This is a genomic window from Siminovitchia terrae, from assembly GCF_003605405.2.
Taxonomy (GTDB): domain Bacteria; phylum Bacillota; class Bacilli; order Bacillales; family Bacillaceae_C; genus Siminovitchia; species Siminovitchia terrae.
On sequence record NZ_QYTW02000015.1, the window covers coordinates 45,466 to 57,812 of the forward strand.

Annotated in this window: 12 protein-coding genes; 4 read left to right on the forward strand and 8 right to left on the reverse strand. The window is 42.0% G+C overall.

Annotation, left to right across the window (positions count from 1 at the left end; all coding sequences use genetic code 11):
* The first annotated feature begins 91 nt into the window (after positions 1 to 91).
* Positions 92 to 400, forward strand: a complete 309-nt coding sequence (locus tag D5F11_RS14850; RefSeq protein ID WP_120116904.1) for a cytosolic protein — start codon at positions 92 to 94, stop codon at positions 398 to 400.
* A 447-nt stretch (positions 401 to 847) separates the two neighbouring features.
* Here the strand turns inward: D5F11_RS14850 and D5F11_RS14855 are convergent, their stop codons facing one another.
* Complete coding sequence (locus D5F11_RS14855) at positions 848 to 1,123, reverse strand: YutD family protein (protein WP_120116905.1); 276 nt, start codon at positions 1,121 to 1,123, stop codon at positions 848 to 850.
* Between the two features lie 114 nt (positions 1,124 to 1,237).
* Between D5F11_RS14855 and D5F11_RS14860 the strand changes: the two genes are divergently transcribed.
* Both D5F11_RS14860 and D5F11_RS14865 read left to right on the forward strand, forming a co-directional pair.
* Positions 1,238 to 1,876 (forward strand): YhcN/YlaJ family sporulation lipoprotein, encoded by a 639-nt coding sequence (locus D5F11_RS14860; protein ID WP_120116906.1) that lies wholly within the window; start codon positions 1,238 to 1,240, stop codon positions 1,874 to 1,876.
* 84 nt (positions 1,877 to 1,960) lie between these two features.
* Complete coding sequence (locus D5F11_RS14865; protein WP_185830717.1) at positions 1,961 to 2,935, forward strand: M23 family metallopeptidase; 975 nt, start codon at positions 1,961 to 1,963, stop codon at positions 2,933 to 2,935.
* 36 nt (positions 2,936 to 2,971) lie between these two features.
* On the opposite strand, the gene D5F11_RS14870 is transcribed toward D5F11_RS14865, so the two are convergent.
* From D5F11_RS14870 to D5F11_RS14900, 7 genes are all read right to left on the reverse strand, one after another.
* Positions 2,972 to 3,088 carry a methionine/alanine import family NSS transporter small subunit gene (locus tag D5F11_RS14870; protein ID WP_120116907.1) on the reverse strand — a complete coding sequence of 39 codons (117 nt, stop codon included), beginning with the start codon at positions 3,086 to 3,088 and terminating at the stop codon, positions 2,972 to 2,974.
* Positions 3,088 to 4,608, reverse strand: a complete 1,521-nt coding sequence (locus D5F11_RS14875; RefSeq protein WP_120116908.1) for a sodium-dependent transporter — start codon at positions 4,606 to 4,608, stop codon at positions 3,088 to 3,090. Before D5F11_RS14875 ends, D5F11_RS14870 begins: the two co-directional genes overlap by 1 nt.
* A 170-nt stretch (positions 4,609 to 4,778) precedes the next feature.
* Positions 4,779 to 6,371, reverse strand: a complete 1,593-nt coding sequence (locus tag D5F11_RS14880) for a Na+/H+ antiporter NhaC family protein (protein ID WP_120116909.1) — start codon at positions 6,369 to 6,371, stop codon at positions 4,779 to 4,781.
* Between the two features lie 297 nt (positions 6,372 to 6,668).
* On the reverse strand, positions 6,669 to 7,436 hold the full coding sequence (yunB, locus tag D5F11_RS14885; RefSeq protein ID WP_120116910.1) for a sporulation protein YunB: 768 nt from the start codon (positions 7,434 to 7,436) through the stop codon (positions 6,669 to 6,671).
* A gap of 113 nt (positions 7,437 to 7,549) precedes the next feature.
* On the reverse strand, positions 7,550 to 7,852 hold the full coding sequence (locus D5F11_RS14890) for a YunC family protein (RefSeq protein WP_120116911.1): 303 nt from the start codon (positions 7,850 to 7,852) through the stop codon (positions 7,550 to 7,552).
* Positions 7,853 to 8,000: 148 nt separating this feature from the next.
* Positions 8,001 to 9,371: a bifunctional metallophosphatase/5'-nucleotidase gene (locus tag D5F11_RS14895; protein ID WP_120116912.1), complete on the reverse strand. Its 1,371-nt coding sequence runs from the start codon at positions 9,369 to 9,371 to the stop codon at positions 8,001 to 8,003.
* An 80-nt stretch (positions 9,372 to 9,451) separates the two neighbouring features.
* Positions 9,452 to 10,294: a DUF72 domain-containing protein gene (locus D5F11_RS14900; RefSeq protein WP_120116913.1), complete on the reverse strand. Its 843-nt coding sequence runs from the start codon at positions 10,292 to 10,294 to the stop codon at positions 9,452 to 9,454.
* Positions 10,295 to 10,950: 656 nt separating this feature from the next.
* Between D5F11_RS14900 and D5F11_RS14905 the strand changes: the two genes are divergently transcribed.
* Complete coding sequence (locus tag D5F11_RS14905) at positions 10,951 to 12,123, forward strand: multidrug effflux MFS transporter (protein WP_120116914.1); 1,173 nt, start codon at positions 10,951 to 10,953, stop codon at positions 12,121 to 12,123.
* Positions 12,124 to 12,347 lie beyond the last annotated feature (224 nt).

Sequence of the window (12,347 nt, forward strand, 5' to 3'; positions counted from 1 at the left end):
GTTGTTGTTACTATCTTATCAAATAAATGGTCTATAGACGAATAGATGCAATGATTGAGGGCATTTTAAACATAAAAAAGGTGGTAGTCGTATGGATGAAACAAACCGGGATCATCTTGATAAAGAGGAAATCACATATACAGATGTATCCAATGTGGAAACCCAAAGAAATTTCCTTATTCCAGAGGAGCTTCCCGAAGGGTCTTTGGGTTCGCCGAGAGGAAAGGTTACACGCGTGGAAAATAAATCCACTCCATGGAAAGAAGGACAGCGCCATTACAGTGCTTTTAACTACGAATTCAAATCAATGCACCAAAACAGACCCCGCAAGTTTCCTGGTGCCCATCCGACACATGATGATCCGAACCAAGACACAGAGCCACCATATCAAGACAGCTAACCCCGTAAAAAAATGGCCAAAATTATTATGCTTGGCTATTTTTTATGGGGTGCGTTGGAATTAACAGGCGTTTTCGCTTTTCTATTGTCAAGCTACAGATGGCTGAGGCTCGAGGTCGCTTCGATCCATCCATTAAAAGTCAAAGGACGACTTCATTGGATGGCTCTCCGACGGACAGGATGTCCTAGTGCCGCCGGCGCCACAGGACGTGGCCACATTAGACGGCCTGCGCTTGTCGCCCCTGCGCGGCCGTCTTCCGCTTTTCTATTGTCCAGCTACAGACGGCTGGGGCTCGAGGTCGCTTCGATCCATCCATTGAAGTCAAAGGACGACTTCATTGGATGGATCTCCGACGGACAGGATGTCCTAGTGCCGCCGGCGCCACAGGACGTGGCCACATTAGACGGCCAGCGCTTGTCGCCCCTGAGCGGCCGTCTTCCGCTTTTCTTATTTATCAATCTTTTTCAATACAAAGTACGCACAGCCGAAGTTACAGTACTCATATAGATATTCCGACAAGGTACTGATTTTTGTATCGAATGATGCCTTATGATTGTCGTCTGAGAAAAAGCCCTTCAGGCGTAGCTGACCATATCCCCAGTCACCAACAATGTAATCATACTTCATCAATATATCGCTGAAGCGGGCTTTCAATGCTTCCTCATTGAAGCCGTCCCTGAATTCTTCAACGAGCTCATATTGCTTATTCTGTATCGCAACCAATTATCTCACCCGCTTAAATTTTTCAACTTCTTCCTTAAATTATAACTCAAACGGCAACAATTTCTAGTAAAAAAACCTTCTTAACGTACATCCTACTAAAGAGGAGGTGTATTTTTGAAAACAGCAAGGGTTGCATCGATTGTCTTAAGTGTCATGATATTGGGTGCCTGCGCAGCTAATGAGCGCCAGACCGCAAAAGATGATGGAGTTTACAAAGAAAGCGGGAACACAATCAATAGAGATGACCGGCACGATTTATATAACCGTTCAAATAACAATCAAAATTATGGCTTTGTGCGTGAAGTTAAAAGCCCTGTTCCTGACGAAACAGCGGATTTCGGACGCGGTGATGCCTTGGATAGGGAAAAGACCGCCAGTATAATCAGCAAAATGACCGTTGCTCTACCGAATGTTCTCGACAGCAGTGTAGTGGTAACAGATGCCGAGGTATTAATTTCCTATAAATTAAGCGAAACGGATAATAAAACGAGATTTGAGACAGCTGACCAAGTTAAGAAAACTGCAATGTCCGTTGTACCACGCTGGTATCACGTATATGTTACAGACGACCCGGCCTTGAAGCAGAACGTTGAAAACATTGGCTCTATGGACCCTTATTCATCAAATAAGGATAATGCAATCAAAGACACCATCCGCATGATGAAAGAGAGTTCACCGCAAGGCCGAAAAGTGAGTGAAACGGAAAATGAAAATGGCGAATCAAAAGAAGATCGCATGATCAATTCAAGATAGCCGTGCAGCATTAAAATTATCGGCCCGTGATTTTTCATGGGCCCTGCTTATTTTTTTACATGTGGCGAAGGAGGTGACAGCTATTTGAGAATAATCTTACTGTTGGCGATCATGATATTTTCTTCCGGAATATCAGTTAAAGCCAACGAAATGACTCAGTCTGAGATGAACGAAAAAAGAATGGAACTTTATAAAAAGACAGAAATAGCTACTGGAGTCCCATGGTTTTATTTGGCCGCAGTCGATCAATATGAGCGGAGCATCCGGAATGTCAGAAAAGATTTGCCGAAACCCAATGGCCTGCTGGGGATATATATTCAGCCAGAACATTGGACTGGTATAACTAACCCTGATAAAAAGGACGTCAATCCAAAATCCATTAGTTTTTTCAACGGACTTGGCCAGGATGGAACTGGTGATGGAATTGCAGACCCAAATCATACAGAAGACGTATTGTTTACAATCGGAAATTACATTGCCCAATATGGTACAGACGATACCAGATTTAGGCTAGCTTTATGGAATTATTACAAAAGAGATAAAACCGTCGGTGCCATTATGTCTAATACACAAGTTTATAGGAAGATGAATCGAATTAACTTGGATGAAAAAGCCTTCCCTATCCCAAAGGGATACAATTATTCTTATCGCGATACTTGGGGGCATCGTCGAGGCTGGGGAGGCCGAAGAATCCATGAAGGCACCGATATTTTTGCTGGGTATGGAACCCCTGTCCGAGCCGTTGCTTACGGTGTTGTGGAACTTAAGGGATGGAATAAATATGGTGGATGGAGGGTTGGCATTAGGGATTTAAATAACACTTATCATTACTATGCTCACTTGAATGGCTTTGCCAAAGGGTTGAAGATTGGGGATGTTGTTCAGTCTGGGGAAGTTATTGGCAATGTCGGAAGTTCTGGTTACGGTCCTCCAGGGACCTCTGGAAAATTCCCTCCACACCTTCATTTCGGGATGTACAAAGACGATGGCATAAAGGAATGGTCATTTGATCCTTATCATTATTTAAAAGTGTGGGAAAGAACTGAAAGAAAAAAATGAAGCTTTGGGATGTGTTCCCAAAGCTTCATTGAAGATTTAAACTTTTCTTTTTGCTTCTTTTGACTTGGAGATGGCCAATGCGACACTCGCTCCAAAGCCGCCCCAAATAATGATAACACCGATAATCATCATTGCAATCGCGCTGCCGCCCATTATCCTACCTCCCTTTCATCAACTGAAGACTCATAATCAAGATCCTGATTTTTCCATGGTTTTAAGGACATCAGAATACCAAAGAACATGGCTCCAAGTGCAACAGTCCATCCGTATTTAAACAGGAATTCACGTGGGTAGTCTCCGCCGCCATAATCTCCGACTAGATTTTGGCGCAAATTATCAAACATCATATAACCAAGAACAATTGGAGTGATGACTGATAATGAAATTCTCCACCAGACTCCAAGTCTGATATCTGAAACAGAATCTGCATAAGATTGAAGCGGTTTCAACTGTTTGGCAAACCATGCGATAAAGATTACCTCAAACAGGCCAGCCATCGCAACTCCAAATTGGTTTATGAAATAGTCAGCAACATCAAGCAAGTTCAAACCGTTTTGTGTTGCGAAGACAAGGGAGACGATTGCTGTCAACCCGCCTCCGAATGTAACTGCCTTTGTTCTGGAAACATTGAATTTTTCCTGAATACCAGCCATATATGTCTCAACAATGGAGATCAGTGATGTCAACCCGGCAAGTGTCAGTGATATGAAGAACAAAATACCAAAAATTTGCTGGAACCCAGGTAATTCATTGATGATAGTTGGAAAGACTGAAAACGCAAGAAGCACTCCGCCTTGTACAACCTCATTGACACCAACACCTTGTTGTGCTGCCATGAATCCCAAGGCCGCAAATATGCCGAAACCGGCGAGCAGCTCAAAACCTGAGTTCGCAAAACCTGTAATAAAGGCGCTGTTTGTGATGTCATTTTTCTTTGGCAAATAACTTGAATAAGTAATCATAATGGCAAAACCGATTGATAAGCTGAAGAAAATCTGTCCATATGCCGCAACCCATACTTTTCCGTTTCCGATCGCACTCCAATCAGGTTTAAAGAATTGATTTAATCCTTCAACCGCCCCATCTAATGTAAGGGCACGTATGACAATTACTGTGAACAGAACGACAAGCAATGGAATCATGATTTTGTTTCCTGCTTCAATACCTTTTTTAACACCTGCAAATAAAATTCCCAATACAATGACCCAAACTAAAATGAGAGGAACTAGGACTCCGGGAACAAAGCTGCCGAAGGAAGCCGTGTCGCCCACTTTCAAATAATCGGCGACCAAGAAGTTCGTTGTATCACTGCCCCAGTCCAATTTAAAGGAAAAATAGGTATAGGCCAATGCCCATGCAATGATGACCGAATAATATGTTGCAATAACAAATGAAATACCGATTTGCCACCAACCGATCCACTCTCCACCTTTTCTGATCCTAGCCAACGCAAGTGGTGCCGATCCCCGGTATTTATTACCGATGGTAAACTCCAAAATCAGCAATGGGATTCCTGCTGTCAGCAAGGCAAACAAATAAGGAAGAAAGAAGGCCCCTCCTCCATTATCATACGCAACGGCCGGAAAACGCCAAATATTGCCCAGTCCAATCGCTGAGCCAACAGCAGCAAAAATAAATCCAGCTCTTGAACCAAATTGCGCACGATTCTCCATTTAAATCCCCCCTCTTTAAAAATAGTAGTTTTTTGCAGAAAAGTATGAATATTAATTAATTAGCATAGTTACTCATTCTTATTTTGTCAAAATGGAGTTATGCGTAAATTCTATAAAAAATTTAATTGAAATTATTTAAAAATAAATAAAAGACAGCCGAAAGCTGTCTTTTATCTCCCTGGATTTTCTTCCATCACCGTCTGTTTTTGTGAAACCTTATTTTTTCTTGTAGTCAGAGCGAAAATCCCCAGTAGTATGGCTACTGTAGCTAGTCCCAGCAATCCATTGTCCGTCAATCCCATTACAACAAACCCGATACCTGCAATCAATGCCGATGTCAGAGCATATGGAAGCTGGGTGATCACATGATCCATATGATTACATCCTGCACCAGTTGATGAAAGAATCGTGGTATCCGAAATAGGCGAACAATGATCTCCAAAGACGGAACCTGCAAGGACGGCTGCGAGCGCCGGCAGCATCATGGACATATCAGTTGCAGCGACCACCTGTCCAGCAATCGGCAATAAAATACCGAAAGATCCCCATGACGTACCCGTTGCGAATGCCATCAATCCGGCAACAGCAAACATGATGACTGGTAAGAAGGAAATATTCAGCTGCGAGTTTTTAACGACATCTCCAAGAAATACACCCGTGCCCAACTCTTCAATCAAAGTGATGATCGCCCAAGCAAATACCAAAATCATGACAGCTGGCAGCATAGATTTCATTCCTACTCTGATCCCTTTAAATAGGAGTTTGGCATCCATGGAATCATTGATTGCTTTTTGGCGAAGAAATAAAATAGCAGCAACAATTAAACCAAATAAGCCGCCAAAAATAAGAGCAAGCGCCACATCAGCGTTGCCGAAAATGTCCATGATAGTTGCTCCACTTTTACTTTCTTTTAAGCCACTCCAAATAATAGCGGCAATCGTTCCGGCAAAAAGAGCCACAATTGGCCAGACGAGATCTCCTACTGTCCCATTTTCACTGGAAGGCAGATCTTCTTTTATTTCACCAGGTATCGCTTTGTTAGGATCATAAGGAATACCTGTTTCCAACGTGCGTTTTTCATGTGTTCTCATGGCTCCAAAGTCAGCGTTTCTTATGGCAATAATAAAGACAAGCCCAAGAGTCGCCCACACATACAAGTTCATCGGAATGATTTGAAGGAAAGCTGTAAACGCAGAAATCTCAGTAATATTATGCGTTGCAAGAACTGTCCCTATGATTCCGATAATGAAAGCCCCCCAGCTTGAAATAGGTGAAATGACACAAATTGGCGCTGAGGTTGAATCAATCAGATAAGCCAGTTTTGCCCTGGATACGCGATGGCGGTCCGTTATAGGACGTGCCACCTGACCGACTGCAAGGGCATTGAAATAATCATCAATAAAAATAATAATGCCAAAAATCGCGGTTAAAATTTGTGCACCCGTACGGCTTTTTACTTTCGTCATCGCCCATTCTCCGAAGGCCCTGCTTCCACCCGCAATATTAATAAGTGCGGTTATCGCCCCTAACAAAAATAGGAAAGCTAATATACATATGTTCCAAGAATTTAATCCGCCGTCTTCGACAAAAATTCCTTTGACTGCATCCCATAAATAAGAAAGGGATTGTCCAACATTGCCTTTACCCAATAATAAGGCTGATACAATGATACCTGTCCCTAAAGAGAGCAACACCCTGCGTGTAAGAATGACCATCAATATCGCCAGTAACGGCGGCAATAGCGAATAAATCGATTGCTCCATATTTTCCTCCTGTTCCGACACAGACCTCATTGCTGTGCACTGCTGCCTAAGCTACCATTATACTTTATAATAGAAAAATAGTTTTTCCAAACCTCAAATTTTAGCAACACCTGTGTTTACATAGAAAAAACCACACACATGTGGCTTCGACAAAACAGCACTAGCAAAGCTTCTACAATATATATTTTTTCAAAATCTGTCGTTTTTTTCCACTGCCTCCATCTCGTCCACCTCTTTGAAAAGGTTTACATTATTATTATATAAGTATAATATCATTAAAAATTATGGTTGACAATACTACGGTGTATTCTGCGTACCTGGAACTTGGATGGATGGGTTCATTGTCCCAGTATTATTATAAAATTGAGGGACATCCCCGGGATATAAGCCGATTGCAATAGGTACTTCTTGTTCCACTTTCGCCAGCTCTGTGCCGAATGGGATAATAATTTGAACGTTAACACTGACACGTACAGACACTGTTACAAACATATTATTGATCGGATATTGCTCCACCTTCGTTTCCACATTTGTGTTTACGCTACCCACAGGAGTGAACCTGATGGGAATCCGTGGACCAAGATTTCCGAGTAAAGCATTGTGAGTTGCTTGACCTAATGGAAATGAATATACGATTCCTTCTCCTTTTGCAGATTGATCATATGAAAATTGTACGCCCGTCTCCTCATAAAAGGCAGCCAGATCTCCCGCTTCTGCTTGCCGTAAATTCATTTGGATTGCTTTAGAAATATCCGCCTGGGTTTCATTGATAATATCAGTCTTGAACTGAACACTCTTTCCACCAACTCCATCCGGAACAATCTCCGTAATCTCCCTTAAATCTTTTACTTCGGGAATGACGTCTTTGACCGCTTTGCTTACTACCATCGGCGCAATTTTACGGGTTTGGGACTCTGCATAATTCAATAAAGTCGGTTTAATCCCTTTATTCACAATCCACAGTCCAGCGGCTGTGGAGAAAGTAAAAAAAACAAAAGATATCAACAGAACATAACGGAAAGGCAGTGGCCCCCGCCGGTATTTACGTCTACGAAATCGAGCCAAAAATAATCCCCCCTTATACAAACATATGCGTACAAGGAGGGGATTAGCGCACGTTTATTAAATATCATTCAGGCCACTTAATTGTGTGCCATTAGGGTACACCCTAGATTCTGTCAAACCATTTTAAGCAAAGCTTCTCGCCCTTTCGTTCCCGGAGTAATGCCAAGCTCCGCAGCAGCAATCGTTACAGATTCCAGCGGTGCATCAAGCAATTGGGCAATCGTCCTTACGCCAACCGCTCTTCCGGCAATAATCCCCCGGTCTTTCAGCTTGCTGTTTAACAGCCCAACATCAAGAGCACCGCACATAATGTATCCTCGGTCATTTGATACAGTCAGTAACGTTGTTTTCGGCAAACAAACAGTGGAAGCGACAAACATATGCCCTTCAATCATTACCGGCTCAATACTAACCATCCATTCCACCCCTCCCGATTCCCATTATATGAAAGTCGGGATCATTAGTTGCCCAAAGGCAGGGCGTAAAGATTTAATAACCGCGTTCAAAAGCTCCGCAGCAGAATAACCGGTTTGTCGACGTTAAAAGAAGTGGTTCATATCATGATCAAGCATATCGGTTCTTCAATTCCCATTCCATCAGATCGCGGACAAATTCCGGTAAATAGTATATCTTCCTCCGTGCATTTTTTATTGGTGGGAGAAATACACCAAAAGTGAACATATCCAAGGTTGCCAGTTCATATATTCTCTCCCGGTCCAATGGCTCTCCGGCAATCTTGATAGATCCGCTTTCCTTGTTGTATTCTATTTCATGGTAAACAAATTTTCCCATCATCACTCCCCTGAATCCAAGCCCTTGAAACTCAAGCTCAGATAAGCCGCTTTCTTCAGCTTTCAGGAGTACCTCTTCAAGCTCTGTGCCTGAAAGTTCTACGACGCATGGGTTGATCGGATGCGGAAGCATGCGATGCAAATCATACTTCGTCACCTTTCCTTTCTCAAGCGCTGAAAGGACAAGACCAGAATTGACAAGAGCGCAATCCGCTTTGCACCATTTGTATAATGCTTCACACAGTATAACCGGTAACTCGGACTGTTCCAGCCAAGAATAATTCAGCGGTTCAGGGAGTGTGACCACCTCGGTTTGCAACAAATCTTTTCCAATTTCATCCAAATCTTTAATGTATTCCGCTGCATTCGGAGGATTATCCAAAACGGCTGTATCGAAAAGGATAGCCGTATAATTTTTCCATAAAAATGGCCCAGTATCTACTTCGGCCTCTATGTAACCGATATACTCCCCATATCTTCCCGCAGCACCCAACGTAGTATAATTCACTTTCTTTCCATTCATAAAAACATGATGGGTATGACCGCCCAAAATCAAATCAACACGTGGGTTATTCTCCGCAACCACTTCATCATCATGCATGCCCAAGTGGGATAAAACAATAATGATGTCCACCTGCTTCTGTAATTCGGCAATTTGGCTCTCCAGCTCAGAAAGTGGTTCAGATAGTTCCCAGCCCAGTAATTTGTATAAAGGCCGATAATAGGCAGTTGCTGCAGTAACACCAATTTTGGTTCCTTTTGAGGTTCTATATATTTGATAAGGTAGTGCCCATGAAGGTCTAGTCCCACCAGACAAATACAGATTTGCTGCCAATACATCAAATTTGGCATCATTATATAGTTGATTTAAAGCATCATGCGGTAATGTAAGTCCTTCATTATTACCTATAGTGACTGCGGTATACTCTGAATCATTTAAAAGCTCCACATTCCCCTTCCCAAGGGTCCCTTCCGTAAAAGAGTGCCGTCTGTCAACAAAATCACCACAATCAAAAATAAAAACGTCTTCTCCATTTGCTTCATGCAGAGATTTTCTTTCTTTCAAAAATTTTCTGATCCTCGGCCACTTTTCAAAATGGCTGTGGACATCATTTGTATGATAGATATGAATTTTTTCTCTCACAAATACACTTCCTTCAGTCATTAGAGAGGCGCAGGCGTTTTCTACTGTGCAGTAATCGTTTAACCATGACGAAATGCTTATTAGAACAAATCAAGCTGTTTGGCAGCAAGTCCGTCATACTCTATGTCCATCAATCGAATAAATTCCTTTGCATTACCAGCAGCATCACCGCCGGAATTATTATTGAATAGCACATAGATATCTTTCGTTTGCTTTTGAAGCTTTAGAATATTTTCCTTCCATTCCAGCAATTCCTCTTGATTGTAACGGTATAAATAGCGGACCTCCCGCCAATTTTTCCCATTGGGCTTCATCCATGCCGCGATATTTCTACCGTGCATGCGGACAAGCGTTTTTTCCTTATTGGTTGCCTGAAGTACTGTTGGAACTGATCCTTCTCCCGCCTGCGGCTCATCACAGATGCTGTGAATCCACCCTTCAGCTTCCATAAAGCCTAAAGTCTGTGAACGGAACCTGGCTGAAAACCAAGACTGGTTGCGAAACTCAAGGGCGACCGGATATCCAGTCATTTTTTCACGGCAATACCGCAAATAAGCAACGTTTTCCCTCTTGCAATCAAACCATGGGGGAAACTGAAAAAGGACCATCGCAAGCTTCCCGCTACCCTTACTTGGTGCAAGAGATTCCTTAAACGCATCAAACATTTCCTCTTTTGACGAAAATGGAATTTCTCCCCGCTGATGCCCCGTCATTCCTTGAAAAGCCTTGATGACAAACTGAAAATCAGCGGGCGTATCTTTGACCCACTTCTCCATATTGCTAGCAGATTGAACCGCATAAAAAGACGAATCCACTTCCACTGTTGGAAAGTGCGCTCCATATTCCTGTAATTTATCACTTGTCGCTGTTCCTGTTGGGTATATATTATGGTCACCCCATCCAGTTACTCCTATATAAATCATATTCTCACCTGCTTTCAGTGTAGCATGATTCAAAGTTCGTCGACCAATACTTCATCTCATTATAATCCCTTTTGGATGAAATAAAAAATTGGCTGGATGAGATTTTGAACTCTAGAATTTGTGCCTATGCCGCCCCTTAAATATAAGCACATATCTGTTTGTACTCTTGATTCGAAGGATTTTCATCCCTTTGAGCTTCATAAAAGGGGCTCATAAAATTCTCTCCATTAAGATAAAAAATGATAAGTGTGGGACAAGCTGAAGCATCCACCTCTTATTCTTTGATTACATTCCATCAAATGCGACTTGGCGTATTTGCACCCAGATTTTATCGAGCTCCGCTCCAATAAATTTCCTCTGAAAATCTGTGGCATCCGCCGGAGGCTTTAACTATATTCAGCCGGTTTGAACCTCCACAGAATGGAATACCAATAGGCATTCATCTCACCACTTACTGAAGTGGGAGACTTCTGCTGAATGAAGTTAAAATAAGTGCTGTTGAATATTTACTAAAAAGCTGGTAGAATTTTCTACGTATTTTTATTGAAAGGAAGGTGATTTCATGAGTGATTTAGAACAAATTAAACTCATGAAGCCACCATTTCCCAAGCTACGATGTTTTTCTTTCAAACCTATATTACCTAGGGAGGATTATTTTGAAGAAAAACATCGGAAACAAAACAGCGAGCTTATTATTACTGATTGTATTAGTAGGATTTCCACAAATTAGCGAAACCATTTTTAGCCCATCGTTACCTTCCATCGCGGAAGCATTTGAAACTTCTATGAGTGATGCACAGCTTACGATGAGTATATACTTTATTGCTTTTGCTTTCGGGGTATTTTTCTTTGGGCGTATATCCGATAAAATCGGTCGTCGCAAGGCTATGCTTTATGGCGTGTTTTTATATTTTGTTGGTAATGTGCTTTGTTTAGCAGCAAATGAAATGGTGGTTTTATTAGTCGCACGCTTTGTTCAAGCGTTTGGCGCAAGTGTTGGTTCTGTCATAACACAAACAATTTTACGTGAAAGCTTTTCTGGCGTTGAGCGTCATAAATTGTTCGCTCAAATTTCAGCTGCCCTTGCCTTCACCCCTGCCATTGGTCCATTAATCGGTGGCTTTACCGATTATTATTTTGGCTTTCAAGTCGTGTTTTGGGTGTTAGTCTCTATGAGCGTTATTGTATTTTTCTATGCTTTTTTACGCTTACCTGAAACAGCACCTTCTTCAATCGAAATGAAGCCTCTACTGCCGATAATAAAGGGCATGATTACAAATGCTCGTCTATGGCGCTATGGTGTATTAATAGGCGGTATTAACGGCGTATTATTTAGCTATTATACCGAGGCGCCGTTTATTTTTACGCAATACTTTTCACTAACAAGTGCGATGTATGGGTTTCTAGGCATTATCGTTGCACTCGCTTCTATTGCAGGTGCGATGCTGTCTAAACGTCTTGTTATCCGCATAACTCCTGAGAAGATTATCTTACGCGGGTTAACCATTATGCTCATCGGTACATTGGTCTCCACTTCGGTACATTTTTTACCGATTTCATTACAATTGCCAACCATGATAGTTAGTGTGTTTATTATATTATTTGGTACAGGTACCGCTTTACCAAACTGTCTAAGCCTAGCACTCATTGACTTTCAAGATGTCATTGGTTCAGCGAGTGCGATATTCAGCTTGGGCTATTATTTACTCGTGAGCATTATAACCTATGGTATGAGCGTTTTTCATAATGGCACAGTCCTTGCGATGCCACTATATTTTTTAATGTTGGGGCTTGTTATGCTGCTAATAAGCTCACGATTACAACAATAAAAAATGGATCCCGAATGGGATCCATTTTTTGTTTTGCCCCTTACTAATTTAGACACGAGAATTCAAGATTATAGAAACCCCTACAACCTTCTGAAAGTGACTGGCATTTTCCAGTTGTTTGCAAGAACCGGACCCCAAAAATACAAAATCAGACGGAAGCATATCAAATTCAATATGCCCCGCCTGACCTATTTTATGGGCTCTTAGACAGCCCCGCCTTAGTA